Genomic DNA, 25,701 nt, shown 5'->3' on the forward strand with positions numbered 1-25,701 from the left:
ACCAGGGACACCCCCACCCCCACCTGGAAGCTCGCCACCGACGACATGACCGCAGGCTAGGCCGGGGGTACGACACTTCCCGCACGTCAGCGGCGGGTGGACACAGCAGATGGAGTCGAGGAACGGGTCGACGTGCCGGGCTCGGACCTCCGGCTACTCACCGCTCGCGAGCAGTTCCCCTGGCTCGGTGCCGCAGGCATCGCAGCGATCCTCCGACCCGAGCGGCGCGCCGCACACCGGGCACCAGAACTGAGGCGGGCCTCCAGGCGGCACCGTCGGTGGTGGCGATGTCGGCCAACGCCACCGGCTGCGGCTACGCCACGCCACGGGGAACGGCCAGGACACGGTCGTCAGCGTCCCACGGCGGCGTCCCGGTCAGGTCAGCCCTGCAACCGACAGCCCGTCCCGTCTCCTCGCAAGGGACGACGGAGCCCGTCCAACGGTCGGGACGGACCGATCAACGGGTGGTGCGCGGGGTGGCGGGGTGGCTGCCCGCCGTCACCAGGTCGGCGACCGCCTGGCGGGCGTCGCCGGCGGTGACCAGACCCTCGCCCACGAGCACGGCGTCTGCCCCGGCCGCGGCGTAGCCGATCAGGTCGTGCGGGCCGCGGACGCCGGACTCGGCGACCTTCACGACCTCCGACGGCAGCCCGGGGGCGATCCGCTCGAAGGTGGAGCGGTCGACCTGCAGCGTGGTCAGGTCGCGGGCGTTGACACCGATCACCGAGGCGCCTGCCGCCATCGCCCGGTCCGCCTCGGCCTCGGTGTGCACCTCGACCAGCGCGGTCATGCCCAGGGACTCGACCCGCTCGAGGAGCCCGACCAGGACGTTCTGCTCCAGGGCGGCGACGATCAGCAGGACGACGTCGGCACCGTGCGCGCGCGCCTCGTGCACCTGGTAGCTGCTGACGATGAAGTCCTTGCACAGCACCGGCACGTCGACGACGGCCCGGACGGCGGCGAGGTCGGCGTGCGAGCCCCCGAAGCGGCGGCCCTCGGTGAGCACCGAGATGACGCGGGCGCCACCGGCGGCGTACTGCTGTGCCAGCTGCGCGGGGTCGGCGATGGCGGCCAGGTCGCCCTTGGAGGGGCTGCGCCGCTTGACCTCGGCGATCACGCCCACACCGGGGGCGCGCAGCGCCGCCAGCGCGTCACGTGCGGGGCGGGCCGCCTGCGCGGCCGCCTTCACCTCGGCCAGCGGCACCGCGGCCTCGCGGACGGCGAGGTCGGCGCGGACGCCCTCGATGATCTCGTCGAGGACGTTCACGGCGTGGCCGCAGCCTCGGCCGAGGTCCGGTGGTCGTTCATCGTCGCCACTGCTCCTCGTACGTCGATCCCGGCGGATTCGTGGACCCACTCTAGAGGCGGGTCGGGCACCCCCCGGCCCGGGGGCGGCTCCGCCGATCCCGGGGCGTTCCGCTATGCCGAGCCGCCGGAGCGCGGGGCCGGCGGGGGCTCGGTCGGGTCCTCCCCGCGGTCCAGCGCCTTCCACGCGTCGTCCGCCCGGTCCTCGTCCGACCGCGGCGCGGCCGGGCCAGCAGCGCGCTCGTAGCGCTGCCCCATCGCCGGCCAGGCGGCCCCCCGGGCGACGACGAGCAGCCCGGCCAGCACCGCCAGCACCCCCGCGACGACGGCGAGGCCCGGCCAGACCGCCGCGACCTCCACCGTCGTCCCGGTCACGCTCGTGCCGCTGACGCCGGGCAGGTCGGCGGCCGCGTCGGCCACTCCCCCGGCGAGCACCCGGGCCCCCGACCAGGCGAGCACACCGCCGCAGACCGCCACCAGCAGCCCCACGACCGCCCGCCCCGCGCCGCGCACCGCCAGCAGTGCGACCGCAGCGGCCAGCAGCACCAGCCCGGCGGCGGTGACCAGCGGGGCCGCTGCACCGCCGGTGAGCGTGCCCGACACCGGCGGCAGCGGCGCCCGCCGCTCGGCGGTGACCTCCACCCAGCGCTGGCTCGCGGCCGTCAGCGCCAGGGCCCCGCCCAGCGCGGCGCCCGCCACCGCGGCCGTCAGCTCCCGCCGGGCCCGGGACCGGCCCTCGTCCGGGGGGCCGCTCACCCGAGTTCCCGCAGCCTCTCGGCCGTGGCGATCGCCGACAGCACCGCGCGCGCCTTGTGCCGGGTCTCGGCCTCCTCGGAGGCGGCGTCGCTGTCGGCCACGATGCCCGCGCCGGCCTGCACGTAGGCGCGGCCCTGGTGCAGGACGGCGGTGCGGATCGCGATCGCCATGTCCATGTCCCCGCTGGCGTCGACGTAGCCGACGGTGCCCGCGTACAGCGCCCGCCGGGTCGGCTCGAGCGACTCGATGATCGCCATGGCGCTGGGCTTGGGGGCGCCCGAGACGGTGCCCGCGGGGAACGTCGCGTCGAAGACGTCGAGGGCGTCGCAGCCGGGCCGGACCTCCCCCGAGACGGTCGAGACCAGGTGCATGACGTGGCTGTAGTGCTCGACCCGCATGAAGTCGGGCACCTCGACGCTGCCCGGCACGCACACCCGCCCCAGGTCGTTGCGCGCGAGGTCGACGAGCATGACGTGCTCGGCCCGTTCCTTGGGGTCGGCCAGCAGCCCTTCGGCGAGCCGCACGTCCTCCTCCGGGGTGGCCCCGCGCGGGCGCGTCCCGGCGGGCGGGTGCACGACGGCGGAGGTGCCCGCCACGGTCACCAGCGCCTCGGGCGAGGACCCCACGACGTCGAAGGGGCTCTCCCGGCCGGCGAACCGCAGCAGGTACATGTACGGCGACGGGTTGGTCGCGCGCAGCACGCGGTAGAGGTCCAGCGCCGCGACGTCGGTGACCAGCTCGAACCGCTGGGACAGCACCACCTGGAACGCGTCACCGGCCCGGATGTGCTCGCGCACCTCCTCCACGCCGTCCTGGAACACGCCCGGCGCCAGGTTGCTGCGCACCGACGCCGGCACGTCGGCGGGCTCCAGCACGGCGACGGCCGGCGGCGCCGGCCGGACCAGCGCGGCGGCCATGTCGTCCAGCCGGGCGACCGCGTCGTCGTAGGCGGTCGCCCCTCCCCCGCTGCCGGGCAGCGCGTTGGCGATGAGCAGCACCGAGCCGTCGCTGTGGTCCAGCACGGCCAGGTCGGTGACCAGCATCATCGCCAGCTCGGGCATCCCGAGGTCGTCGGTGCTGGTGCTCGGGAGCCGCTCCAGCCGGCGGACGACGTCGTAGCCGAGGTAGCCCACGAGGCCACCGGTCAGTGGGGGCAGGCCCGGCGTGCGGGGCGAGCGCAGCCGCCGCGCCACCACCCGCACCGCCTCCAGGGGGTCCTCGGGCAGGTCGTCGGTGACCCCGGGGACGTCGTCCCCCAGCCACAGCGTGCGACCGTCCCGCTCGGTGAGGACACCGGCGCTGCGGACGCCGACGAAGCTGAAGCGGGCCCACCGCTTGCCCTGCTCGGCCGACTCGAGCAGCACCGTGCCCGGGCGGTTGCCGGCCAGCTTCCGGTAGAGGCCGACGGCGGTCTCGCCGTCGGCCAGCAGGCGCCGGGTGACCGGCACGATCGCCGCCCCCGAGGCCGCGAACACCTCACGCGTGGGCGCGGTGACCCCGAACCTCACGGCGCGACCCCCTGGACGGCGGGGAGCACGCGGTGGAAGCAGCTGCGCTCGCCGGTGTGGCAGGCGGGGCCCTCCTGGTCGACGAGCAGCAGCAGCGCGTCGCCGTCGCAGTCGAGCCGCACCTCGCGGACCCACTGCCGGTGCCCCGAGGTCTCGCCCTTGACCCAGTACTCCTGCCGGCTGCGCGACCAGTAGGTGGCCCGGCCGGTGGTCAGGGTGCGGCGGAGCGCCTCGTCGTCCATCCAGGCCACCATGAGCACCTCGCCGGTGTCGTGCTGCTGGACGACGGCGGCGACCAGGCCGGCCGGGTCGCGGCGCAGCAGGGCGGCCACCTCGGGGGCCGGCGCGGGTGCGGAGGGGTCGGTCGCGGGCATGCCGCCAGTGTGCCGTGCGCCCGGGTCAGCCCTGCGGGGCGGTGAACCAGTGCCGCCCGGCGCCGAACAGCACCAACCCGAGCGACACCAGCGGGGCGGCGGCGAAGAACAGGCTGAAGACGGCGATCACGCCGCCGACGTCCTCGGTGGCCGCGGCCGGGCCGAGCAGGTCGGTCAGCTGCGCCCACCAGTAGGCGGTGAGCAGCAGCTGCACCCCGTTCGCCACCAGCAGCCCCAGCCACGCCACCCGGTTGCGCCGGCTCAGCGCCAGGATGCCGGCGGCCACCAGCAGCACCACCGAGACCACCTGGACGATCGACAGCACCCCGCCCTCGCGGGCGAAGTCGTAGGCCTGGGTGGGTGCAGCCGTGGGGCTCTCCTCGATCGCCATCTGCGCCAGCGAGGCGAAGAACCACACGTACAGCGAGGCGATCAGCACCAGCACCGCCTGGACGAAGCCGAGCACCGCGGCCCCGATCACCTGGCCCGGGCGACGCCCGGCCCGGGGCGGGACCGGGCCCCACGTGCCGGGCCAGCCGTAGGGGCCGGGCGGGCCGTACGGCGGGGGCCCGTAGCCGTAAGGCGGCGCGCCGTAGGGCGACGGCGGGGGCAGCGTGGGCGGCGGACCGGTGTAGGCCGGCCCCGGCTCGGTCGGCGTCGCCGGGTCCGACCAGGGGTCGCGGGGGAAGCTCACCGCTGCCCCGTCACAGGGCGGCCGCGAGCGCGCGGCCCGCGACCCGCCCGGAGAACAGGCAGCCGCCGAGGAACGTGCCCTCGAGCGAGCGGTAGCCGTGCACCCCGCCGCCGCCGAAGCCGGCCACCTCGCCGGCGGCGTAGAGCCCCGGGAACACGTCACCGCCGGGGCGCAGCACCCGGCCGGAGAGGTCGGTCTCCAGGCCGCCGAGGCTCTTGCGGGTGATGACGTTGAGCCGGACGGCGACCAGCGGACCGGCCTCGGGGTCGAGGATGCGGTGCGGCGGCGCCACCCGGATGAGCTTGTCGCCGAGGTAGTTGCGCGCGCCGCGGATGGCGGTGACCTGCAGGTCCTTGGTGAAGGCGTTGCCGACCTCGCGGTCACGCGCCACGACCTCGCGCTCGACCTGCGCGAGGTCGAGCTCGGGGGTGCCGCCGGTGACCCGGTTCATGCCCGCCACCAGCTCGGGCAGGGTGCGCGCGACGACGAAGTCCTCCCCCTTGTCGAGGAATGCCTGGACCGGGCCGGAGACCCCCGCCTTCACGCGCGTCATCAGCAGCCGGAGGTCCTTGCCGGTGAGGTCGGGGTTCTGCTCGGACCCCGACAGCGCGAACTCCTTCTCCACGATCTTGTGCGTGGCGACGAACCAGGTGTGCTCGTGGCCGGTCTGCCCGATGTGCGCGAGCGTGCCGAGCGTGTCGAAGCCCGGGAACAGCGGCACCGGCAGCCGCCGGCCGGTGGCGTCGAGCCACAGCGACGAGGGCCCGGGCAGGATGCGGATGCCGTGCTTGTCCCAGACCGGCGAGTGGTTGGCGACGCCCTCGGTGTAGTGCCACATGCGGTCGCCGTTGACCAGGCTCGCCCCGGCCGCGACCGCCGCCTCCTGCAGCTGCCCGTCGACGTGCGCGGGCACGCCGGAGAGGAGCCGCTGCGGGGCGGGGCCGAGCCGCGCCGGCCAGTACCTGCGGACCAGGTCGTGGTTGCCGCCGATGCCGCCGGAGGTGACGACGACGGCCTGGGCGGTGATCTCGAACTCGCCCACCTGCACCCGGGAGCTGGCCTCGCCGCGGGCGACGCCGCTGGGCTCGAGGACCGCCCCGCGCACGCCGGTCACGGCGCCGTCGCCGACGACCAGCTCGGAGACCCGGTGGCGGAACCGCAGCTCGACCCGGCCCTCGGCCACCGCCGCCCGCACCCGGCGCTCGAAGGGGGCCACCACGCCGGGCCCGGTGCCCCAGACGATGTGGAAGCGCGGCACCGAGTTGCCGTGCCCGGTGGCGGTGTAGCCGCCGCGCTCGGCCCACCCGACGACCGGGAAGAATCCGATGCCCTGCTCCTTGAGCCAGGCGCGCTTCTCGCCGGCGGCGAACTGCAGGTAGGCCTCGGCCCACTGCCGCGGCCAGTGGTCGCTGTCGCGGTCGAACCCGGCCGTGCCGAACCAGTCCTGGCGGGCGAGCTCCAGCGAGTCGCGCACCCGCAGGCGGCGCTGCTCCGGCGAGTCGACGAGGAACAGCCCGCCGAACGACCACCACGCCTGCCCGCCCAGCGACGCCTCGGGCTCCTGGTCGACCAGGACCACCCGCTTGCCGGCGTCCGCGAGCTCGGCGGTGGCGACCAGGCCGGCCAGGCCTGCCCCCACCACGACGACGTCTGCCTCCATGCGGGCCTTCTCTGTGTCCACGACCGTGACGCTAGCGGGCACCCGCTGCAGCGCGCCGTCCTCCGGGGGCGCGACTCGCCCGCCCGGGTGCCGTGGGGGCCGGCCAGGGCACCGTCATCCCGCGGTCCAGCGGCGGACCCGCCGCGTCGAGGCCAGCACCGCGGCGAGGACCGGGAGGACGAGCTGGAGCAGCGCAAGGGCCGCGACGCCGCCGGCAGACTCGGCGCCGGTCACCGCGGCGGCGCCGGTGAAGAGGGCGATCGGCAGCCAGGCCAGCGCCATCGGCAGCCACCCGCGCCGGGCCAGCAACCAGAACGCGGCGAACAGCTGCACCAGCGGGGCGATCAGCAGCAGCCACGTCCACGAGACCCCGGAGGTGACCGCCTGCGAGCCCTCCAGGCCCAGGACGAGGAGGGCCAGCAGCACCGAGGGCATCGCGCCGATGACCCCGATGGCCGCGGCGGCCAGCGCGATGCCGGGAATCCGCGGGGAGGGAGCGCCCGTGTCCCCGCGCGCCCGCGGTCCAGAGCCCATCCCGGCAGGCTAGACAACACACCGGCCGCTCAACCGCGGGTGCGCCGCCGGACGCTGGGCGAAGCCGAGAGCGCGAGGGCGACGAGCAGGCCGGCGAGCAGCAGGGCGGCCGGTCCGGCGATCACCTCCCCGCCATCGGCGAGGGCGCGGACGAGGACCCAGCCGGCCAGCACCGCGCCCAGCCCCGCACCGCCGGCCAGCACCGACCAGGTGCGCCGGAGCAGCAGCAGGACCCCACCCGCCAGGAGCAGCAGGGCCGCGGCGAGCGGCAGCAGCGCCAGGAACCGCTCCCCGGCCGCCTCGGGCCCCAGCCCGCCGAGCGCCCAGATGACGAGCGCCGCCCACAGCAGGGGCAGCGTGGCCAGGAACGCGAGCACGGCCGACACCACGGCGGCGACGCGGCCGGGGTCCTGCCGGTCCGGAGGCATCTGCCGACCGTAGGGGCTGCACCGCTCAGCGCGCGGGTTCCGGCTCCCCCGCCGAGGAACGGCGCCAGGAGGCGTGCAGGCGCGCGTAGGGCCCTTCGGCGTCGACCAGCTCGGCGTGCGTGCCGCGCTGGACGACGTGCCCGGCGTCGACCACGAGCACCTCGTCGGCGCGCTCGGCGGTCGAGAGCCGGTGCGCGATGGTGAGCGTCGTCCGGCCCTCGGTCAGCGTGTCCAGCGCCCGGGTGAGCCGCTGCTCGGTGGCCGGGTCGACGGCGCTGGTCGCCTCGTCGAGCACGAGCAGGTCGGGGTCGGCCACGTAGGCGCGGGCGACGGCGACCAGCTGCCGCTCCCCCGCCGACAGCGACTCGCCGCGCTGCCCGACCGCCGTGCCGACCCCGGCCGGCAGGCCGGCGAGCCACGCGCCGAGGCCGAGGTCGTCGAAGGCGGCGACCACGTCGTGGTCGGTCATGCCGGGGCGGCCGTAGCGGACGTTGTCGGCGACGGTGGCGTCGAACAGGAAGCCGTCCTGCGGCACCATCACCACCCGCGCGCGCAGCGAGGCGAAGGCGACGTCGGCCAGCGGCACCCACCCGGCGTCGGCGGAGCCGAGGAGCACCCGCCCCTCGACCGGGTCCATGAGCCGGGTGACGAGCTTGGCGAAGGTGGTCTTGCCGGAGCCGGTCTCGCCCACGATCGCCACCCGGGTGCGCGGGGCGATGGCGAGGTCGACGTCGTCGAGCGCCGCCCGGGCGCCGGGCGCGTAATGGAAGGTGACGTGCTCGAACCGCACGCCCAGCGGCCCGGCGGGGAGCTCGCGCACCCGGTCGGGGGTGGCCACGGCCGGGTCGCGGACGTCGGGCTCGGTGTCGAGCACGTCGAGCACCCGCCGGAAGCCGGCGACCGCGTTCTGGGCCTCGTTGAGCACCTCGCTGGCGGTCTGCACCGGGGCCACGAACAGGGTGACGAGGAAGAGGAAGGCCACCAGCGTGCCGGGCGTGATGTCGCCGGCCAGGCCGAGGAGCACGCCGACGACGACGACCGCGGCGTTGGCGACGGCGGCGACGAACTCGCCGCTGACGAACACCGCGGCGGTCACCTTCTGCGCGTCGACCTGGGCCCGGTAGTGCCGGTCGATCGCGGCGTCGAGCCGCTCGGCGGTGCGGGCGCGGACGCCGTAGGCCCGCACCGTCGAGGCGCCGACCACCGACTCGGACACCGCCGCCAGCACGTCGCCGACCCGCTCGCGGACCACGCCGTAGACCTGCACCAGCCGGCGGGCGAACCAGCGGACCGCGAACACCAGCGGGACGAAGCAGACCAGCACCAGCAGCGTGAGCTGCCAGGAGTAGACGGCCATGACGACGGTGGCGACGACGAGCTGGCCGATGCTGACCAGCCCGAGCACCCCGCCCCACTGCATGAACACCGAGAGCTGGTCGACGTCGCTGGTGACCCGCGAGACCAGCGAGCCGCGCCGCTGCCCCTGCTGGTGCAGCACCGAGAGGTCGTGCACGTGGCGGAACGCCCGCTCCCGGAGACCGGCCAGCGCCGTCTCGGTCGTGCGGAACAGCCGCACGTTCATGCGGTAGACCGCGACCGCGGTGAGCACCACGACCACCGCGCAGCCGGCCACCACCCAGGAGACCAGGCCGAGGTCGGGCCCCGCGGGCGAGCCCAGACCACGGTCGATGACCTGCTGCACGGCGATCGGGACGACCACCCGGCCGGCGGTGGCGACCAGCGCCAGCGCGAAGGTGACCGGCAGCCCGCGCCGGAACTCCGGCATCATGCGCAGACCCCGGCGCAGCGTGGCGAGGGCGCCCTCGTGCTCCCGGTCGCGGAGCTGCCCCGCGGCGGTCACGCCGGCACCTCCGCCTGCGCGTAGGCCCGTACGAGCGCGGCGTAGCCGGGGACGTCGGCCAGGAGCTGCTCGTGGCTGCCGCGGGCGACGGCGCGGCCGTCCTCCAGCCACACCACCTCGTCGGCCAGCGCGATCGTCGCCTGCCGGTAGGCGACCACGACCACGGTCGTCGGCGTCCCGCCGGCCCGGAGCGCGTCGAGGATGCGCGCCTCCACGGCCGGGTCGACGGCGCTCGTGGCGTCGTCGAGGACCAGCAGTCGGGGCCGGCGGACGACGGCGCGGGCGAGCGCGAGGCGCTGCCGCTGGCCGCCGGAGAGGGAGGCCCCGCGCTCGCCCACGCGGGTGTCCAGCCCCTCGGGCAGCGCGGCGACGAACTCGTCGGCGGCCGCGACCCGGAGGGCCGCCCACACCTCGTCGTCGTCCACCGGGGCGCCGAGGGTGACGTTGCCGCGCACCGTGTCGTCGAAGAGGAAGGCGCTCTGCGCGACGAACGCCGCCTGGGTGCTCACCTCGCCCTCCCGCAGCCGGCGCAGGTCCACCCCGTCGAGGAGCACGCTGCCGTCGGCGGGGTCGACCAGGCGCACCAGCAGGCCGGCGAGCGTGGACTTGCCCGACCCGGTGGGCCCGACGACCGCCACGGTCCGGCCGGCGGGCACGTCGAAGGTCACCGCCTGCAGCGTGGCGCGGCCCCCGTCGTCGTAGCGGAACCCGACGTCGCGCAGGCCCACCCCGGCCCCGCCGGCCCGCGGCACCGCCGCGTCCGGCCCGTAGGGCGTCTCGCCGGTAGCCGCGAGGACGGGGGTGACCCGGTCGAAGCCGGCCAGCGCCCGGGGCAGGTCGGCCAGCACCCAGCCGATGGCGCGGATGGGCAGCGCGAGCAGGGTGAACAGGTAGGCGATCGACACCAGCTCGCCGGCGTCGGTGGCACCCTCGGCCACCCGGCCGGCCCCGATGAGCAGCACGGCGAGCGTGCCGAGGTTCGGCAGCGCCTCCATGAGCGGGTCGAACACCCCGCGCACCCGGCCGACGGCGATCAGCCCGTCGCGCAGCTCCTGGGCCCGGTCGGCGAAGCGCCCGGTCTCGGTGTCCTCCCGGCCGAGGGTCTTGACGACCAGCGCGGCGTCGAAGCTCTCGTGCGCGATCTCGCTGACCTCGGCGCGCAGCTGCTGGGCCCGCTGCATCCGGGGGCTCATCACCTGCGAGTAGACGACGTTGGCGGCGAACACCAGCGGGAACACCACCAGCCCGACGAGCGCGAGCAGGGGGTCGGTGAGCACCAGCGCCACGCTCGTGATCGCGATCATCACCAGGGCGCCGCAGGCGAACGGCAGCGGCGCGACGAAGAACCAGGCCGACTCGACGTCGGAGTTGGCGTTGGAGAGCAGCTGCCCGGTGGGGTGGCGCTGGTGCCAGGAGAGCGGCAGCCGGAGGTACTGGCCGGTGACCCGGCGACGGTACTCGGCCTGCAGCCGGTAGCTCATGATCCCGGCGAACAACCGGCGGCCCAGGATGCCCAGGATCTTCAGCAGCGCGACGCCGAGGATGGCGACCGACGACAGTGCGAGCGCCGTGCCGGTGGTGGCGCCGTCCTCGAAGGAGGGCAGCAGAACCCGGTCGGTGACCTCCCCGATGACGTAGGCGCTGGCGACCGTCATCCCGCCGTAGAGGCTGCTGGCCAGGAACGCGAGGGCGAACATCCGGGGCTGCTCGGCGATGGCCCGGCGGATGTGGCGGAGCCCGCGTCGCACGACGGCGTCTCTGCGGCGGGACACGTTGCTCCTCGTGGTCGGGTGACCGGTCCAGCATGCCGGACGGTCGTTAGGGACGCTAAGCGGCTGGAACCGCGGGCGCACCCGACTTGTTCCCGGCCCGGGTGTCGTCCGGGGCGGCGGCCCGGTATGCAGGAGCGATGAGCGCCTCTCCCCGTTCCCTGCCGGCCCGCGAGCGCGCCGCGCTGGCCGATCTCCTCGACGCGCTGGGGCCGGAGGCGCCGACCTGCTGCGAGGGCTGGACGACGGCGCACCTGGCGGCGCACCTCGCCGTCCGCGACCGGCGACCCGACGCCCTGCCGGGGTACGGGCTGGAACTGCTGCCCGGCGGCGGGCGGCTGGCCTGGTGGTCCCACCGGCTGGAGGACCGCCTGCGCGCGTCCACCCCCTACGCGGAGGTGGTCGAGCAGGTGCGCAACGGGCCGCCCGCGTGGTCGCCGATGGCGCTGCCGGCCGCGGCGGCGGCGTTCGACACCGCGGAGTTCGCCATCCACCACGAGGACGTCCGCCGCGCCCAGCCGGGGTGGGAGCCCCGACCGCTGCCCCGGGAGGAGCAGGACCAGCTGTGGGCGGGGCTGGCCCTGCACGCCCGGCGCGCCGCCGGCCGCCGCGGCCTCGTGCTCCGCCGGAGCGACGTGCCGGGCGCCGAGAAGCGGATCGGGAACGCGGGGCGCACCGTCACCGGTGAGCCGCTGGAGCTGATGCTGTGGGTCTCCGGCCGGCGCGACGTCGCCCGGGTCGAGGTCTCCTAGCCCAGCGGGGTGTCGCCCTCCCGGCGCACCGGGACGCCGGCGGCGGCGAGACCGGCCTTGACGTCGCCGACCCGGAGCTGGCCGAAGTGGAAGACGCTCGCGGCCAGCACCGCGTCGGCGCCCGCCGCGACCGCGGGCGGGAAGTGCTCGACCGCGCCCGCTCCCCCGCTGGCGATCAGCGGGACGGCGACCTCGCGGCGCACCCGGGCGATGAGGTCGGTGTCGAAGCCCGCACGGGTGCCGTCGGCGTCCATCGAGTTGAGCAGGATCTCCCCGACGCCGAGCTCGGCGGCCTGCACGCACCACTCGACGGCGTCGCGGCCGGTGCCCCGGCGGCCGCCGTGCGTGGTGATCTCGTAGCCCGAGTCGGTCACCGCGCCGTCGCGGACCCGCCGGGCGTCCAGCGACAGCACCAGCACCTGGTTGCCGAAGCGCTGCGCGATCTCGGCGATCAGCTCCGGCCGGGCGACGGCGGCGGTGTTCACCGCGACCTTGTCCGCCCCGGCGCGCAGCAGCCTGTCGACGTCCTCGACCCCGCGCACGCCCCCGCCGACGGTGAGCGGGATGAAGACGCTCTCGGCGGTGCGGCGGACGACGTCGTAGGTGGTCTCCCGGTTGCCCGAGCTCGCGGTGATGTCGAGGAAGGTGAGCTCGTCGGCGCCCTCGGCGTCGTAGACCCGGGCCATCTCCACCGGGTCGCCGGCGTCGCGCAGGTCCACGAAGTTGACGCCCTTCACCACCCGCCCGGCGTCGACGTCGAGGCACGGGATGACCCGCACGGCGAGCGTCATGCCGCGGGCTCCCGGACGGCGTCGGCCTCGATCTCCACCAGCAGCCCCGGGTCGATGAGCGCCGACACCTCGACCATCGTCGACGCCGGGCGGATCGCGCCGAACACCTCGCCGTGGGCGCGGCCGACCTCCTCCCAGCGGCTGATGTCGGTGACGTACATGCGGGTGCGGACGACGTCGGCCAGGGCGAAGCCTGCGCGCTCCAGCGACCGCTCGATGGTGGCCAGCACCTGGCGGGTCTGGGCGGCGGCGTCCCCCGGGTGCGCGACGGCGCCGTCGACGAGCGCGGTGGTGCCGCTCACCCACGCCGTGTCGCCGCGCACGACGATCCGGCTGTAGCCGACGACCGGCTCCCAGGGGTTCTCCGAGCCGAGGTTGAGCACCGTCATGCCAGCTGCTCGGTGACCCGCAGGGCCTCCGGGAGGGTGAAGGCACCGGCGTACAGGGCCTTGCCGACGATGGCGCCCTCGACGCCGATCGCGGTCAGCCCGGCCAGTGCGCGGATGTCGTCGAGCGAGCTGACCCCGCCCGAGGCGACCACCGGCCGGGGGGTGGCGGCGCAGACCTCGCGGAGCAGGTCGAGGTTCGGGCCCTTGAGCGTGCCGTCCTTGGTGATGTCGGTGACGACGTAGCGGGCGCAGCCCTCGGCGTCCAGGCGGGCGAGGGTCTCGTAGAGCTCGCCGCCCTCGCGGGTCCAGCCGCGGGCGGCCAGCCGGGTGCCGCGGACGTCCAGGCCGACGGCGATGCGGTCGCCGTGCTCGGCGATCGCCCGGGCGCACCACTCGGGGGACTCCAGGGCGGCGGTGCCGAGGTTCACCCGCCGGCAGCCGGTGGCCAGCGCCGCCTCGAGGGACGCGTCGTCCCGGATGCCGCCGGAGAGCTCCACGTCGACGTCGAGCTCGCCGACCACCCGGGCGAGGAGCTCGCGGTTGGAGCCGCGACCGAAAGCGGCGTCGAGGTCGACCAGGTGCACCCACTCGGCGCCGTCGCGCTGCCACTGCAGCGCGGCGTCGAGGGGGTCGCCGTAGGAGGTCTCGCTGCCGGCCTCCCCCTGCACGAGACGGACGGCCTGGCCGTCGGCGACGTCGACGGCGGGGAGCAGCTGCAGCTTCGGCACGGTGCCCAGCCTAGGGACCGGCACCGGGCTCCCCTGCGTCAGCTCCCGGCAGCGTGCCGGGCGGCGAACCGGCCGGGGGTCGTGCCGGTCACCCGGGCGAAGTCGCGGGTGAAGTGCGCCTGGTCGGCGTAGCCGAGCGCCGCGGCCACCTCCCCCATGCCGGCCGGCCGCCCGCGCAGCCGCTCGGCGGCCTCCTGCAGCCGCCGGCGCTGGATGAGCCACTTCGGGGTCAGCCCCAGGCGCCGGTGCACCAGCCGCTGCAACGCGCGCTCCGAGAGCCCGAAGCGGTCGCAGACCTGGGCGACCCGGACGACCTCGCGGTGGCCCTCCACGAACGCGACCACCTCGTTGACCAGGCGGCCCTCGTCGTCGACCGGCAGGAAGGGCCGCAGCGCGCCGCCGAACGCGGCCATCGCCGCGCCGTGGGCCTCCGGGGAGCGCGGGTCCGGCGCCATCGCCGCGCGCACCCGGGCGGCGAGCTCCTCCCCCGCGTCGCCGAGCACCTCGGCGACGTCGACGTGACGGCCCGTGTACCGGCTCATCGGCCCGCCCGCGACCAGGGCGCCGGCGGCCGGGGCGCACATGACGCCGACGGCCCACCCCTCGCCGGTCAGCGTCGTCGTCGACAGGCCCGGGACCACGCCGTGGAAGCGGGCGTAGCCGGTGGCGACGACCAGCAGCGCGACCGGGTACTGCAGCACCCGCTGCGGCGCCTCCTGGCCGGGCGGCACCGACCAGACCGGGATCCAGAACCGCTGCAGCAGGCCCTCGAACTCCGGGGCCGCCGCGTAGCGGTGCACCACGTGCGAGGCGTCACCGGGGTCCCGGAGGTGGGCGCGCTCGACCACGTCCATGGCGCGCGGGGCCGCCGGGCTGTCGGGTTCCATCAAGACCGAGCCTGCCGCACGGCCCTAGGTTCCGGCCATGACCCGCACCGCCACGAGCTACCAGGCCGCCGAACGCCCGCTCACCGCCCTGCTCGACACCGTCCCCGCCACCGGCTGGTCGAGCCCGTCGCCCTGCGAGGGGTGGACCGCCGCCGACGTCGTCGACCACCTGGTCACCACCCAGCGCGACTTCCTCACGACCCACGGCGCGGACCTCGGCCCGGCACCCGACGTCGCCGCCGACCCGGCGGCCGCCTGGCGCGCGCACGCACGGCGCGTGGCCGCGGTGCTGGCCGACGACGCCGTGGCGAGCCGGGGGTTCGACGGCTTCTTCGGGCCGACGACGGTCGGCGCCGCGCTCGAGCAGTTCTACGTGTGGGACATGGTCGTGCACCGGTGGGACCTCGCCCGGGCCGTCGGCGCGGACGCGGCGCTCTCCGACGAGGAACTGGACCGGGTCGAGGCCGGTGCGGACGGCTTCGGCCCGGCGCTGCACATGGAGGGCATCTGCCGGCCCGCCGTCGAGGTGCCCGGGACCGCCGACCGCACCACCCGGGTGCTCGCCCGGCTGGGCCGGAGCGCCTGACCGGCCCGCACGCCGGTGCGGCAGGCTGACGGCGTGGAGTTCGCCGACGTCGTCCGCCGTCGCCGCATGGTGCGCGACTACGACCCCGACCGCCCGGTGCCCCCCGAGGTGCGCGAGAGGCTGCTCGAGCACGCGATCCGGGCCCCGTCGGCCGGGTTCAGCCAGGGCTGGGCCTTCCTGGTGCTGGAGACGCCGGAGGAGCGGGACCGCTTCTGGGCCGCCACCACCGACGGGGGCGCCGCCCCCGATGGCTGGCTCACCCGCATGCGCCGGGCGCCGCTGCTGGTGGTGCCGCTGGCCGACAAGAGCGCCTACCTGGACCGCTACGCCGAACCGGACAAGGGCTGGACCGACCGCGACGAGGCCCGCTGGCCGGTGCCGTACTGGGACGTCGACGCCGGCATGGCCGCGCTGCTGATGCTGCTCACCGCGGTCGACGAGGGGCTCGGCGCCTGCTTCTTCGGCGTCCCGGGCGAGCGCGTGGACGCCTTCCGGGCGGCCTTCGGGGTGCCGGCGGGGTACCGGCCCGTCGGCTGCGTCTCGGTCGGCTACCCGGGCACCGGGGACCGCCGGTCGCCGTCGCTGCGCCGGGGTCGCCGGGGCGTCGACGAGGTGGTCCACCGGGGCCGCTGGTGAGAGCTCCCTCACCGGGGTCTCACGCGGGGTTCACCCCTGCCGCCGAGGCTGGCCGGGTGGAGAACGGCCTGCTCTGCCCGGTCCGGGTGCCCCCGTCCTGGCCGCCCTCGCTGCGGCTCCTCCTCGGTGAACCGGCCGGCGACCTCTGGTCGGCCGTCCTGGAGCCGCTGTCCGGGCGGCTCCGCACGCTGGCCGCCACCTCGGTGCACCTGCGCCCGGACGGCGCGGCGACCGTGCGCCACACGGCCGTCGTCGACTGGGCCGACGGGCGCACCACCCGGGAGCACCTCGCGGCGACCACCGGGACGGCGATCCCACCGGGCGCCGCCGTCGTCGAGGGCGCGGCCGGGGGCGCGCCCCTCGCCGTGGGGCTCTGGCGTTGGCCGCTGGACCCGGCGTTGCCCGGGCTGGCCTGGGCGACCTCGGCGGCCGGGGTCGCCGGACGGCTGCGCGGCCTGGGGCTCGACGTGCCGGGCCCCCGGCTGCGGCTGCGCAGCTACCGGCCCGGCCGGCGGGCGGTCGTCGAGGTGACCTCCCCGGCCGGCCGCTGGTTCCTCAAGGTGGTCCGGCCCTCCGTGGTGGCGGACCTCGTGCACCGGCACACCGCCCTGCTCCCGGCGGTGCCCGTGGCACCGGTGCTGGCGCACACCGCCGACGGCGTCGTCGTGCTGCCCGGCCTGCCGGGCACCCCGCTGCGGGCGGCGCTGGCCGGCGATCCCGGGCAGCTGCCCGAGCCGGAGGCCCTCGACGGGCTCCTCGACCGGCTGCCGCCCGTGGCCGCCCGGAAGGGGCGCGGCGCCCCCGGCGACCCGCTGCCCGCCGTCCGGGCGCACGCGGCGGTGCTCGGGACGGTCTGCCCCGCCCTGACCCCCCGGCTGGAGCGGCTCACCGCCGCGGTGGCGGCGGCGGCGGGCCGGCACCCGGTGGTCCCGGTGCACGGCGACCTCTACGAGGCGCAGCTGCTCGTGGAGGCCGGGTCGGTGGTGGGCCTCCTCGACGTGGACACGACGGGTCCGGGGGCACGGATCGACGACTGGGCCACCCTGCTGGGCCACCTCGTGCTGCTGGAGCACCTGGCCGGGGACCCCGCGCCGATCGCCGCCTACCGCGACCGGGTGCACCGCCTGCTCGCGGGGCGCTGGCCCGGCGGCGAGCTGGCCGGCCGGGTCGCCGGGGTGCTCGTCGGGCTGGCGACCGGGCCCTTCCGGGTGCAGCAGGCCGGCTGGGAGGAGGCGACCGAGGCCCGGCTGGCGCTCGCCGAGCGGTGGTCGGCCGCCTCCGCCGGATGAGAGCTGCCTCATCGCGGTCTCCCGGGCACCTCACCGGCGGCGGGCACCGTGGTCCTCGTCAGCGCACCACCACCGTCCACGGGAGGACCGCACCATGAGCAGCAGGCCCGCTACCTGGAAGATCGTCACCTTCGGCACCGCCCTCACCGGGCTCGGCGTCGCCGGCGTCGGCGTCGCCGCGGCGGCGGACGACGGCGGGGCACCGTCGCAGCCCCCGGCAGCCGTCTCGGTCGCCGCCGACGGCAGCCCGGACGCCTCGCCCGACGACGACGCCGTCGCGGACGCCTCCGCGGACACGGCGGACGGCGACGACGCCACCCCTGATGCCGGCCCGGACGTCGACAGCCCGGACGTCGACTCCCCCGACGACGCCGGCCCGGACGCCGACTCCGCCGACACCGACTCCCCCGACACCGACGACTGATCGACCGGCCCCCGGCCCCGGACCCGTACGGGGCCGGGGCCCTCGGCCGTGCCGGTCAGGCGGCGAGGCGGTACCCCATCCCCCGCACCGTCTCGATGCGGTGGGCCCCGAGCTTCCTGCGCAGGTACCGGACGTAGACGTCGACGACGTTCGAGCCGGGGTCGAAGTCGTAGCCCCAGACGTGGCTGAGCAGCTGCTCACGGGCGAGCACCTGACCGGGGTGGCGCAGGAAGGTCTCGGCGAGGGCGAACTCGCGGGCCGACAGGTCGACGGTGCGGCCCTCGACGTGGGCGCGCCGGGTGCGCAGGTCCAGCGACAGCCCGCCGGCGGTCAGCACGGTCACCTCGCTGTCGCGGGCACCGGCCAGCCGCAGCCGGACGCGGGCGAGGAGCTCCTCGAAGCGGAAGGGCTTGGCCATGTAGTCGTCGGCGCCGCCCTCCAGCCCCGCGACGGTGTCCTGCACGCTGTCCCGCGCGGTCAGCACGACCACCGGGACGGCGCAGCGCTCGGCGCGCAGCGCCCGCAGCACGGCGAAGCCGTCGAGCACCGGCAGCCCGATGTCGAGGACGACGAGGTCGAACTCGCCGCTGCGGGCGCGGTCCAGGGCCGACAGCCCGTCGCCGACGACCGCGGTCGCGAAACCGTTGGCCTTCAGCCCCTTCTCGACGAACGCGGCGATCCGCGGTTCGTCCTCGGCGATCAGCACGCGGCTCACCGGCGTCCCCCCTCGGTCGGTGCAGAACGTGCGCCGCCGACCAGCGGCGGCGTGGACAGCGAGTCGTCGACGGTGTCGCCGACGCCCGGGAGCAGGTCGGCCGGGCGGGCATCGCGGGGCGGCGCCGGCCGGGCGGGCAGCACGAGGGTGAACGTCGCCCCGTCACCCGGCCGGCTGTGCAGCTCGACCGATCCGCCGTGGGCGGCCGCGATGGCCTGCACGATCGACAGGCCCAGGCCCGCCCCGTCGCTGCGCCGGGCACCGGAGCTGCCGCGCGCGAACCGGTCGAACACCCGCTGCTGGTCCTCCACGGGGATCCCGGGCCCGGTGTCGTCGACCCACACCAGCAGCCGGTTCCCGCTGAGCCGGCTGCCGAGCACGATCCGGTCGCCCGGCCGGGTGTGGTGGACGGCGTTGTCGGCCAGCGCGACCACCGCCTGGGTCAGCCGCTGCGGGTCCAGCAGCAGCTCGGCCCGGGCGACGGCACCCAGCTGCCAGTCGCGGTCGCCGAGCCGCTGCACCTTCCCGAACACCTCGGCGGTCACCTCGCCGACGTCCACGGGCTGCAGGCGGACGAACTCCGGCTGCTCGGCGCGGGCGAGGAGCAGCAGGTCGGAGACCATGCGGTTCATCCGCTCCAGCTCGTCGTCGACCAGCGCCACGGTCTGCCGGACGTCCTCGGGGTCGGCCGCGTCGAGCACCTCCAGGTGGCCGCGGACGATGGTGATCGGGGTCCGCAGCTCGTGCCCCGCGTCGTCGAGGAAGCGACGCTGCGCGGCCACCCCGCCCTCCACCCGGTCCAGCATCCCGTTGACGGCGACGGCGAGGTCGGCGAGCTCGTCGGCCGGACGGCCCTCGACCGGGATCCGGCCGGACAGATCGGTCTCGGTGATGCCCTGGGCGGTGGCCGCGACCGCCCGGACCGGAGCGAGAATGCGCCCCGCCACGATCCACGCTCCCGCCGCGGCCAGCAGGACGGTGAGCGCGCCCACCCCCAGCATCAGCCGGGCGGTGTCGTCGGCGGCCTGCCGTTCCTGGTCGGCGAAGTAGGCGACGACGGCGACACCGCGGGCCGGGTCGCCCTCCAGCGTCACCGGGACAGCGAGGTAGCGGACCTCCCCGGCCCCGCTGTCGTACCGGCCGGCGGTCGTCTCGGTGACCGACCCGACGAGATCGGTGAAGGCCGCGTCCTGGCTCAGCAGCACCGGCGCCTCGATCCGGCTCTGGAAGCGGTACGCGCCGTCGACGTAGCCGAGGAACTTCTCGTTGGGGCGGGCGAGGTTGTACTGGATGACGGTCTCGAGGACCTCGGCGACGGAGGCGAACGGCTCGCCGGTCTCCGGGTCGATCCCCGAGGCCACGATCTGCGAGAACTCGACGACCTCGGCGTCCAGCGCCAGGTCCATCCGCTCGTCGGTCGCGCGGATCAGCAGTCGCCAGGTGACCAGGTCGACCAGCGCCAGCGCCAGCAGGACCAGCAGCAGGACCCAGCCGATGATCCGCGTCCGGGCGGCCCGCGGTGCCCACCGACCGCGGAGCCGGTGGCGCCACCCGGTCGGGCTGGGCTGGTCGGCGCTCACGGTCGGGCCGTCCCCCTCCCTCCCGGCGTCTCAGTCGTCGTCATCGTCCCCGTCATCGTCCCCATCGTCGTCGTCGCCGTCGTCGTCGCCGTCGTCGTCGTCGTCGGGCAGCGGCGGCGGTGGGACGACCCCGGCGCCGGGGTCGGGTGCCGGAGGCCGCGGCTCCAGCGGCGCCGGTGCGGGGTCCGGAGCGGGCGCGGGGGCAGGCACCGGTTCCCGAGCAGGATCCGGGGCGGAGGGCCCGAGGGGGAGCTCCCGGGCCGGCACCTCGATCGGCGTCGGCACCGCGCGCTCCCCGGCGCCCGTGGGACCGAGCAGCGCCCACGCCGCCCCGCCGCCGAGCAGCACGGCCACCAGGCCGGCGAGCACGGCGGCGACGGGACGGGGACGCAGGCGCACGGACCGAGGGTGCAGCGCGCGGGTGTCGCACCGGTGAGACGAGGATGAGGACGCTCTCATGCGACCGGTGCGGCGCGGTCACCCCAGGGCGGTCGTCCCCGTCACCAGCACCAGGTCCGCGCCGTGCGTGCCGGCGACGTCGACGCCCTCGGGCCGGGGCTCGACCCCCGGGAGCCCGGCGAGCCCGTCGCTGCCGTCCGTCGCGCGCAGCCGCACCGGGCCGCCGCCCTCGACGGTGAAGGCCGCCTGCAGCCCGTCGGCGGGCGGCGCGTGGAAGGTGACGCGCAGCCCGCTGCCACCGATCGCCGCCCCGGGCACGTCCCGTCCGGCGATCCGGCCGCGGACGACGCTGCCGCCGTCGACGGTCAGCTCGAGATCGAGCAGCCGCACCCCCGCCCGCTGCGGGGTGATCCGCACGGCGATCTCGCGCCGCCCGCCGAGGAGCTCGTCGGAGACGACGGTGACCTGGGGGGCGGGGAGGTCGGCGGCCTCGGCCGGCCCGGTCAGCAGGTCGCGGCCGGCGAGGTAGGGCAGCTCCACCCCCAGGCTGCCGCGCCCGTCGACGAAGCGGCCCGTCCACTCCCCCGGCGGCGTCTCGGTGGTCGCCCACCGGGCCTGCTCCTGGTCGGCGTCGAGCACGTAGGCCAGCCGGCTGGGCACCGGGTGGTCGGCGTCGAACCGGTCGACCGCCAGCCCCGCGGCGACGCAGGCCCACGCCGTGGCCAGCGCCACGGCGGGGACGGCGGCCACGGCCAGCCGGCCGCGCGCCCCGCTCGCCGTCCCCGGGTCGGGGAAGAGCAGCTCGAACGCCGGCAGCAGGGCCAGCCCGGCGAGGACCACCACGACCGATGGCGCCAGGGCCTGCGACAGGCCGAGGGCGGGGAAGAACAGCGCCGCCGTCGGCGCCAGCACCAGGACCGCCGTCGCCCCGGTGAGCAGCGCGGCGACGGCGGGGACGACGCGGCCCGGCGCCAGGACGGCGACGACGCCGGTGAGCGCGCCGACCAGCGCCGGCCACGCCGCCAGGTAGGAACCACCCGGCGCCGCCGCGGCGAGCACCACCGCGAGGACGGCGAGCCACAGCAGCGCGCCCGTGAGCAGCGGGGCCGCCCCCACCCGGCGGCGCAGCAGCGCATACCAGAGCAGCACCACGGCGAGCACCACGGCTACCGCAGCCAGCCGGAACCAGCCCGGCCGCCAGGGGTCCAGCATCGTGGCGTAGCCGGGGCGCGTGGCAACCAGGGCCGCCCACAGCCCCTGCGCGGCGAGCGGCCCGGCCACGAGCGGGACCAGCGCGAGCGCCGCCGCCCCCGCCGTGCGCCGCAGCGGGCTGTCCCCGCGGGCGCGCAGCGTCCACGCCAGCCCCGCGACCGCGGCGAGGGCGGCCCCGGCGACCGGCCACACCAGCCAGCCCGGGTAGCGCACCAGCAGGCCCGGGACCGGGAAGTAGGTCGCGTCCTCGTCGGCGGGCTCGGCGAGGGGGGCGAGGTCGCGACCGCCCAGCTCCCGGGTGAGCGCGAGGGTGTTGTCACCGAGCGCCTGCAGGGTGCCGCGGTCCAGCCGCTCCGGGGTGTCCTGCGGCGAGTGGTACGCGGCCGCGCCGTCGATGAAGGCGGTGTTCATGCCGGTGAACGCGCCGTCCTCGAGCAGCACGCTGAAGTCGGTGTCGTTGGGCAGCGCCCGGTAGACCTCGACGGCGACGCTGCTCGCGACCGGGTGCGGCGCGGCATCGGCGAACGCCGCGGCGAGGCCGGCGTTGCCCCGCGACGTCTCCAACATGATCGGCGGTCCGCCGGTGCCGCGGGCCTCGACGTTGAGCACCACGCCCCCACCGGCCAGCGGGTGGGAGGCGGCGAACGCCTCGGCGCCGCAGAGGCAGGCCTCCTCGGCGTCGGTGAGGACGACGACGACGTCGTTGCGCAGCCGCGGGCCCTCGGTCAGCGCCCGGACGGACTCCAGCAGCGTGGCGACCCCCGCCGCGTCGTCGGCCGCGCCCGGGCCGGCTGCCACCGAGTCGTGGTGCGCCACCAGGTACAGCCGGCCGGTGGGCTCGGTCCCCGGGAGGACGGCGACGACGTTGCGCACCCGCGCCATGCGCGCCTCGCCCCCGCTGCCGGCCCGGGCCCCGACGGCGTTCTGGACGCGGGTGTCCAGCCCGAGGCCGGCGAGGGTGGTGACCAGGTGATCCACCACCGCGTCGTTCGCGGGGCTGCCCGCCACGTGCGGCTGGGCGGCGATCCGCTCCACGTGAGCGAAGGCGCGGGCGGCGCTGAACTCCGTGGCGGGGGCGCCGGCCGGGCGCGGGCCGGGCGGCCGGAGCCCCACGACGCTCCAGGCGGCGAGCGCCAGCAGCAGCGCGACGACGGCCAGCCCCGCGAGGCGGCCGGGACGGGACGGGCGCTCGGCGGCCACACGACCTCCTCGGACGACGACCCGGGCACCCTAGGGCGGGGACGCGTCCGGGCCCGGCAGGCGCGGCCGACGGTGCCTGGTTGACTGCCGCCATGACCAGCGCTGCGGAGTCCCGCGCCGTCCTCGTCACCGGCGCGTCCCGGGGCATCGGGCGGGCGATCGCGCACGCCTTCGCCGCCCGGGGCGACCGGGTCGCCGTGCACTCGGGCAGCTCACGGGAAGCCGCGCAGCGGGTTGCCGCGGAGCTGCCGGGCAGCGGGCACGCCGTGGTGCAGGCCGACGTCGCCGATGCGGACGCCGTCGGGGCGGCGGTCGACGAGGCCGCGACCGCCCTCGGCGGCCTGCAGGTGCTGGTGAACAACGCGGGCGTCTTCACGCCGCACCCGCCGCTGGAGACCTCCTGGGCCGACTGGCAGGCGGTGGTGGCCCGCACGCTGCAGGTGAACCTGGTCGGCGCGATGCACGCCACCTTCCGGGCGGTGCCGCACCTGGTCGCCGGCGGCGGCGGGGCGGTCGTCAACGTGACCAGCCGCGGCGCCTTCCGCGGGGAACCGGCCACGCCGGCCTACGGCGCCGCCAAGGCGGGGCTGAACGCGTTCGGGCAGTCGATGGCCCAGGCGCTCGCCCCGCACGGGATCAGCGTGGGCAGCGTCGCACCAGGGTTCGTGCAGACCGAGATGGCGCGCGAGATCCTCGACGGCCCGGGCGGCGACGCGGTGCGGGCGCAGTCGCCCTACGGCCGCGTGGCCCGGCCGGAGGAGGTCGCCGCGGCCGTGTTGTGGCTGGCCTCGCCGGAGGCCCGGTTCTCCACCGGCACGATCATCGACGTCAACGGGGCCAGCTACCTGCGCAGCTGAACGGCTCAGCTGAGGGTGTGCAGCCAGTTGGTGAGCAGCTGCGCCCCCGCGTCACCGCTCTTCTCGGGGTGGAACTGGGTGGCCGAGAGGGCGGCGTTCTCCACGCCCGCCACGAACCGGTCGCCGTGCTCGGCCCAGGTCACCTTCGGGGGCGCCAGTGGCGAGGAGGCGCCGTCCTGGCCGAGGGGGAAGTTCCGCACGCCGTAGGAGTGGACGAAGTAGAAGCGCTGGTCGGCGAGCCCGTCGAAGAGCACGCTGTCCCGCGGCGCCTGGACGGTGTTCCAGCCCATGTGCGGCAGCACCGGCGCCTGGAGCGGCTCCACGATGCCGGGCCACTCGCCGCAGCCCTCGGCGTCCACGCCGTGCTCCACGCCGCGCTCGAACAGGATCTGCATGCCGACGCAGATGCCGAGAACCGGCCGCCCCCCGGCGAGGCGGCGGCCGATGATCCGGCGGCCGTCGACGGCGTCCAGGCCCTTCATGCAGGCTGCGAACGCGCCCACGCCGGGGACGACGAGGCCGTCGGCGTCCAGCGCCGTCTGCGCATCGGACGTCACCGTCACCTCGGCGCCGACCCGCTGCAGCGCGCGCTCCGCGGAGCGCAGGTTGCCCGAGCCGTAGTCGAGGACCGCCACCTTCTTCACGCCTGCCACGCTACCGACCAGCGCCGAGGCGCCCTGACGTGTTCCCGCGCGTGTGCGGTCACACGCACGTGCACGGGGCCCGCCGTCCAGCGGCTCGGGAGACCTGTGGACACGCGGGTGACCCGCGCTTTCGGCTCGCGGGTGTGGGCACCGGCCCCGGGGCGGCGACCCTGGGCTCCGGGGCGACCATCTCCGCCGCCCGCGCCCGCTGGCTGGCCTGCGACGGCGGCATCACCCGCATCGTGCTCGGCCCCGAAGGCCGGCCCCTCGACGTGGGCCGCACCCCGGCCCCACGGCGGGGTCAGTCCGAGCCCGCCTCCGCCCAGGGGACGACGGTGAGCTCGGGCCACTGCTGCTGCCACCGCGCGCTCTTGGCCTCGTAGACGTGCCGTGGCGCCAGCCGCCGGTTCGGCCGGACGACGAGGTCGAACAGGTCGGCGTAGCCGTGCGGCGCGTACACCTCGGGCCGCCCGTCGCGGTCCACCCGCACCCCGTAGCAGCAGCACACGGCCGCGAAGTGGTCGATCGCGTCCAGGCAGTCGCGGAACGGCGCCGCGGGCACACCGAACCGCGCCTCGTACCAGAGGTGCACCCGGGCCTCGTTGCGGATCTCCACCGGCACCGGCAGGTCGGCGAACAGCCCCGCGCCCACCCGGATGACGGCGTCCTCGGCGTCCCAGGAGGTGTCGGGGTCGAAGTAGAAGAGGTCGGCGTCCCGGATGCCGGTGCCCGGCGGCCGGCCGGTGAGCTCGTTCCAGACCGTCTGGAACAGCACCCCGGCGGTCAGCCACCACTCCCCCACGCCCAGCCCGGGCGCCCGCGCGAGCACCGCCTGCACCGTCGGGTCGGCCAGCACGATGCCGAGGAAACGCTCCTCGCCGGCGACGTCGGCCACGGCGCGCCCGGGAGCTCGCCGAGGGCCTCCCGCCATCAGACGAGGCGGAGGACACCCGCCGCGCTGGCCAGCACGGCCGCGACGAGCAGGATGATCGCGAACACCACCTGCGGGCCGGTGCGACGGCCGCCCTCGGCGTCCAGCCGCCAGACGCTCCACGCCCCGCCGAGCAGGAAGCCGCCGAGCAGCAGGAGCGGGAGACCCGCGCTCACCGCCGGCCGCGACGGGTCACAGCGCGCCCTTGGTCGAGGGGACGTCGGTGATCCGGGGGTCGAGCGCCACGGCGGCGCGCAGCGCCCGCGCCAGCGCCTTGAACTGCGCCTCCACGATGTGGTGGGCGTCGCGGCCGGCGTAGAGCACCCGCACGTGCAGGCTGATCCGGGCGTTGAAGGCAAACGACTCGAGCACGTGCCGGGTGAGCGACGTCGGGTAGTCCGGCCCGATCATCGGCGTCATGTCCTCCGGCTCGGCGTGCACGAAGTACGGCCGGCCGGAGAGGTCGACCGCCGCCTGGGCCAGCACCTCGTCCATGGGGATCGTGGCGTCGCCGTAGCGGGTGATGCCGCGCTTGTCGCCCAGCGCCTCGGCGAACGCCTGCCCGAGGGCGATCGCGACGTCCTCCACCGTGTGGTGCGCATCGATGTGCAGGTCGCCGTCGGCCTGCACGGTGAGGTCGATGCCGCTGTGCTTCGACAGCGCGGTGAGCATGTGGTCGTAGAAGCCCACGCCCGTGCTGATCGAGCTGCTGCCGGTGCCGTCGAGGTCGAGCTCCACCACGAGCTTGGTCTCGCTGGTCTGGCGCTCGACGCGTGCGGTGCGGGTCATGGG

General features: G+C 76.4%; 28 protein-coding genes. 6 read left to right on the forward strand and 22 right to left on the reverse strand.

All coding sequences use genetic code 11. From position 1 onward, the window contains the following. Positions 1 to 457: 457 nt before the first annotated feature. The 10 genes from trpC to E9549_RS10545 all read right to left on the reverse strand — a co-directional run bounded on the left by trpC (position 458) and on the right by E9549_RS10545 (position 10,892). Entirely contained in the window at positions 458 to 1,267 is an 810-nt protein-coding gene (gene trpC / locus E9549_RS10500; protein WP_236826478.1) for an indole-3-glycerol phosphate synthase TrpC, read from the reverse strand. Between the two features lie 152 nt (positions 1,268 to 1,419). Next, positions 1,420 to 2,061 (reverse strand): Trp biosynthesis-associated membrane protein, encoded by a 642-nt coding sequence (locus E9549_RS10505; protein WP_236826479.1) that lies wholly within the window; start codon positions 2,059 to 2,061, stop codon positions 1,420 to 1,422. Further along, the gene (locus E9549_RS10510) at positions 2,058 to 3,569 is read right to left on the reverse strand and encodes an anthranilate synthase component I (protein WP_236826480.1); all 1,512 of its coding nucleotides are present in this window, start codon (positions 3,567 to 3,569) and stop codon (positions 2,058 to 2,060) included. Before E9549_RS10510 ends, E9549_RS10505 begins: the two co-directional genes overlap by 4 nt. Then, entirely contained in the window at positions 3,566 to 3,943 is a 378-nt protein-coding gene (gene hisI, locus E9549_RS10515) for a phosphoribosyl-AMP cyclohydrolase (RefSeq protein WP_236826481.1), read from the reverse strand. The genes E9549_RS10510 and hisI overlap by 4 nt, the downstream gene beginning before the upstream one ends. Before the next feature lie 25 nt (positions 3,944 to 3,968). Then, entirely contained in the window at positions 3,969 to 4,637 is a 669-nt protein-coding gene (locus tag E9549_RS10520) for a hypothetical protein (protein WP_236826482.1), read from the reverse strand. Positions 4,638 to 4,647: 10 nt separating this feature from the next. Then, on the reverse strand, positions 4,648 to 6,318 hold the full coding sequence (locus E9549_RS10525) for an FAD-binding dehydrogenase (RefSeq protein WP_236826483.1): 1,671 nt from the start codon (positions 6,316 to 6,318) through the stop codon (positions 4,648 to 4,650). A gap of 93 nt (positions 6,319 to 6,411) precedes the next feature. Next, positions 6,412 to 6,831: a hypothetical protein gene (locus tag E9549_RS10530; protein ID WP_236826484.1), complete on the reverse strand. Its 420-nt coding sequence runs from the start codon at positions 6,829 to 6,831 to the stop codon at positions 6,412 to 6,414. A 29-nt stretch (positions 6,832 to 6,860) separates the two neighbouring features. Next, complete coding sequence (locus E9549_RS10535) at positions 6,861 to 7,259, reverse strand: hypothetical protein (protein WP_236826485.1); 399 nt, start codon at positions 7,257 to 7,259, stop codon at positions 6,861 to 6,863. A 25-nt stretch (positions 7,260 to 7,284) separates the two neighbouring features. Then, complete coding sequence (locus tag E9549_RS10540; protein WP_236826486.1) at positions 7,285 to 9,120, reverse strand: ABC transporter ATP-binding protein; 1,836 nt, start codon at positions 9,118 to 9,120, stop codon at positions 7,285 to 7,287. Further along, a complete protein-coding gene (locus E9549_RS10545) occupies positions 9,117 to 10,892 on the reverse strand; it encodes an ABC transporter ATP-binding protein (protein WP_236826487.1) in 1,776 nt (591 codons plus the stop codon). The genes E9549_RS10540 and E9549_RS10545 overlap by 4 nt, the downstream gene beginning before the upstream one ends. A gap of 137 nt (positions 10,893 to 11,029) precedes the next feature. On the opposite strand from E9549_RS10545, the gene E9549_RS10550 reads away from it, so the two are divergent. Next, positions 11,030 to 11,641 (forward strand): TIGR03085 family metal-binding protein, encoded by a 612-nt coding sequence (locus tag E9549_RS10550; protein ID WP_236826488.1) that lies wholly within the window; start codon positions 11,030 to 11,032, stop codon positions 11,639 to 11,641. Here E9549_RS10550 and hisF read toward each other — a convergent pair. The 4 genes from hisF to E9549_RS10570 are packed head-to-tail and all read right to left on the reverse strand — an operon-like array spanning position 11,638 to position 14,436. Next, positions 11,638 to 12,432, reverse strand: coding sequence for an imidazole glycerol phosphate synthase subunit HisF (hisF, locus tag E9549_RS10555; RefSeq protein ID WP_236826489.1), 795 nt, complete (start codon positions 12,430 to 12,432; stop codon positions 11,638 to 11,640). The two genes, E9549_RS10550 and hisF, sit on opposite strands and share 4 nt — an antisense overlap. Continuing rightward, positions 12,429 to 12,821, reverse strand: a complete 393-nt coding sequence (locus tag E9549_RS10560) for a RidA family protein (RefSeq protein WP_236826490.1) — start codon at positions 12,819 to 12,821, stop codon at positions 12,429 to 12,431. Before E9549_RS10560 ends, hisF begins: the two co-directional genes overlap by 4 nt. Beyond that, positions 12,818 to 13,549: a bifunctional 1-(5-phosphoribosyl)-5-((5-phosphoribosylamino)methylideneamino)imidazole-4-carboxamide isomerase/phosphoribosylanthranilate isomerase PriA gene (gene priA, locus E9549_RS10565; RefSeq protein ID WP_236826491.1), complete on the reverse strand. Its 732-nt coding sequence runs from the start codon at positions 13,547 to 13,549 to the stop codon at positions 12,818 to 12,820. The genes E9549_RS10560 and priA overlap by 4 nt, the downstream gene beginning before the upstream one ends. A 38-nt stretch (positions 13,550 to 13,587) precedes the next feature. Continuing rightward, complete coding sequence (locus E9549_RS10570; RefSeq protein ID WP_236826492.1) at positions 13,588 to 14,436, reverse strand: AraC family transcriptional regulator; 849 nt, start codon at positions 14,434 to 14,436, stop codon at positions 13,588 to 13,590. A 37-nt stretch (positions 14,437 to 14,473) separates the two neighbouring features. Here E9549_RS10570 and E9549_RS10575 point away from each other — a divergent pair, with 37 nt between their 5' ends. From E9549_RS10575 to E9549_RS10590, 4 genes are all read left to right on the forward strand, one after another. After that, the gene (locus E9549_RS10575; protein WP_236826493.1) at positions 14,474 to 15,022 is read left to right on the forward strand and encodes a TIGR03086 family metal-binding protein; all 549 of its coding nucleotides are present in this window, start codon (positions 14,474 to 14,476) and stop codon (positions 15,020 to 15,022) included. A gap of 33 nt (positions 15,023 to 15,055) precedes the next feature. Continuing rightward, positions 15,056 to 15,658, forward strand: coding sequence for a nitroreductase family protein (locus E9549_RS10580; RefSeq protein ID WP_236826494.1), 603 nt, complete (start codon positions 15,056 to 15,058; stop codon positions 15,656 to 15,658). 56 nt (positions 15,659 to 15,714) lie between these two features. After that, on the forward strand, positions 15,715 to 16,947 hold the full coding sequence (locus E9549_RS10585; protein ID WP_236826495.1) for a phosphotransferase: 1,233 nt from the start codon (positions 15,715 to 15,717) through the stop codon (positions 16,945 to 16,947). A 94-nt stretch (positions 16,948 to 17,041) separates the two neighbouring features. After that, positions 17,042 to 17,371 carry a hypothetical protein gene (locus tag E9549_RS10590; RefSeq protein WP_236826496.1) on the forward strand — a complete coding sequence of 110 codons (330 nt, stop codon included), beginning with the start codon at positions 17,042 to 17,044 and terminating at the stop codon, positions 17,369 to 17,371. Positions 17,372 to 17,426: 55 nt separating this feature from the next. Here the strand turns inward: E9549_RS10590 and E9549_RS10595 are convergent, their stop codons facing one another. The 4 genes from E9549_RS10595 to E9549_RS10610 form a co-directional block, all read right to left on the reverse strand. Further along, positions 17,427 to 18,086: a response regulator transcription factor gene (locus E9549_RS10595; protein WP_236826497.1), complete on the reverse strand. Its 660-nt coding sequence runs from the start codon at positions 18,084 to 18,086 to the stop codon at positions 17,427 to 17,429. Further along, the gene (locus E9549_RS24140) at positions 18,083 to 19,666 is read right to left on the reverse strand and encodes a cell wall metabolism sensor histidine kinase WalK (protein ID WP_236826498.1); all 1,584 of its coding nucleotides are present in this window, start codon (positions 19,664 to 19,666) and stop codon (positions 18,083 to 18,085) included. The genes E9549_RS10595 and E9549_RS24140 overlap by 4 nt, the downstream gene beginning before the upstream one ends. A 30-nt stretch (positions 19,667 to 19,696) precedes the next feature. Beyond that, entirely contained in the window at positions 19,697 to 20,065 is a 369-nt protein-coding gene (locus E9549_RS10605) for a hypothetical protein (RefSeq protein WP_236826499.1), read from the reverse strand. A gap of 78 nt (positions 20,066 to 20,143) precedes the next feature. Beyond that, a complete protein-coding gene (locus E9549_RS10610; protein ID WP_236826500.1) occupies positions 20,144 to 22,477 on the reverse strand; it encodes a M20/M25/M40 family metallo-hydrolase in 2,334 nt (777 codons plus the stop codon). A 92-nt stretch (positions 22,478 to 22,569) separates the two neighbouring features. Between E9549_RS10610 and E9549_RS10615 the strand changes: the two genes are divergently transcribed. Beyond that, complete coding sequence (locus E9549_RS10615; protein WP_236826501.1) at positions 22,570 to 23,334, forward strand: SDR family NAD(P)-dependent oxidoreductase; 765 nt, start codon at positions 22,570 to 22,572, stop codon at positions 23,332 to 23,334. Between the two features lie 5 nt (positions 23,335 to 23,339). Here the strand turns inward: E9549_RS10615 and hisH are convergent, their stop codons facing one another. The 4 genes from hisH to hisB all read right to left on the reverse strand — a co-directional run bounded on the left by hisH (position 23,340) and on the right by hisB (position 25,698). Then, on the reverse strand, positions 23,340 to 23,978 hold the full coding sequence (hisH, locus tag E9549_RS10620) for an imidazole glycerol phosphate synthase subunit HisH (protein WP_236826502.1): 639 nt from the start codon (positions 23,976 to 23,978) through the stop codon (positions 23,340 to 23,342). Positions 23,979 to 24,279: 301 nt separating this feature from the next. Further along, positions 24,280 to 24,873 (reverse strand): nucleotidyltransferase family protein, encoded by a 594-nt coding sequence (locus E9549_RS10625; RefSeq protein WP_236826503.1) that lies wholly within the window; start codon positions 24,871 to 24,873, stop codon positions 24,280 to 24,282. Between the two features lie 35 nt (positions 24,874 to 24,908). After that, complete coding sequence (locus tag E9549_RS10630; protein ID WP_236826504.1) at positions 24,909 to 25,085, reverse strand: hypothetical protein; 177 nt, start codon at positions 25,083 to 25,085, stop codon at positions 24,909 to 24,911. Between the two features lie 16 nt (positions 25,086 to 25,101). Beyond that, positions 25,102 to 25,698, reverse strand: a complete 597-nt coding sequence (gene hisB, locus E9549_RS10635) for an imidazoleglycerol-phosphate dehydratase HisB (RefSeq protein WP_236826505.1) — start codon at positions 25,696 to 25,698, stop codon at positions 25,102 to 25,104. Positions 25,699 to 25,701 lie beyond the last annotated feature (3 nt).

Source organism: Blastococcus sp. MG754426, from assembly GCF_021699055.1.
GTDB lineage: Bacteria > Actinomycetota > Actinomycetes > Mycobacteriales > Geodermatophilaceae > Blastococcus.

Excerpts from the sequence above, each read along its gene's own strand:
- hisI (WP_236826481.1), bottom strand. The coding sequence starts at position 3,943 with ATGCCCGCGACCGACCCCTCCGCACCCGCGCCGGCCCCCGAGGTGGCC.
- E9549_RS10530 (WP_236826484.1), bottom strand. The coding sequence starts at position 6,831 with ATGGGCTCTGGACCGCGGGCGCGCGGGGACACGGGCGCTCCCTCCCCG.
- E9549_RS10535 (WP_236826485.1), bottom strand. The coding sequence starts at position 7,259 with ATGCCTCCGGACCGGCAGGACCCCGGCCGCGTCGCCGCCGTGGTGTCG.
- E9549_RS10550 (WP_236826488.1), top strand. The coding sequence starts at position 11,030 with ATGAGCGCCTCTCCCCGTTCCCTGCCGGCCCGCGAGCGCGCCGCGCTG.
- hisF (WP_236826489.1), bottom strand. The coding sequence starts at position 12,432 with ATGACGCTCGCCGTGCGGGTCATCCCGTGCCTCGACGTCGACGCCGGG.
- E9549_RS10560 (WP_236826490.1), bottom strand. The coding sequence starts at position 12,821 with ATGACGGTGCTCAACCTCGGCTCGGAGAACCCCTGGGAGCCGGTCGTC.
- E9549_RS10570 (WP_236826492.1), bottom strand. The coding sequence starts at position 14,436 with ATGGAACCCGACAGCCCGGCGGCCCCGCGCGCCATGGACGTGGTCGAG.
- E9549_RS10575 (WP_236826493.1), top strand. The coding sequence starts at position 14,474 with ATGACCCGCACCGCCACGAGCTACCAGGCCGCCGAACGCCCGCTCACC.
- E9549_RS10590 (WP_236826496.1), top strand. The coding sequence starts at position 17,042 with ATGAGCAGCAGGCCCGCTACCTGGAAGATCGTCACCTTCGGCACCGCC.
- E9549_RS10615 (WP_236826501.1), top strand. The coding sequence starts at position 22,570 with ATGACCAGCGCTGCGGAGTCCCGCGCCGTCCTCGTCACCGGCGCGTCC.
- hisB (WP_236826505.1), bottom strand. The coding sequence starts at position 25,698 with ATGACCCGCACCGCACGCGTCGAGCGCCAGACCAGCGAGACCAAGCTC.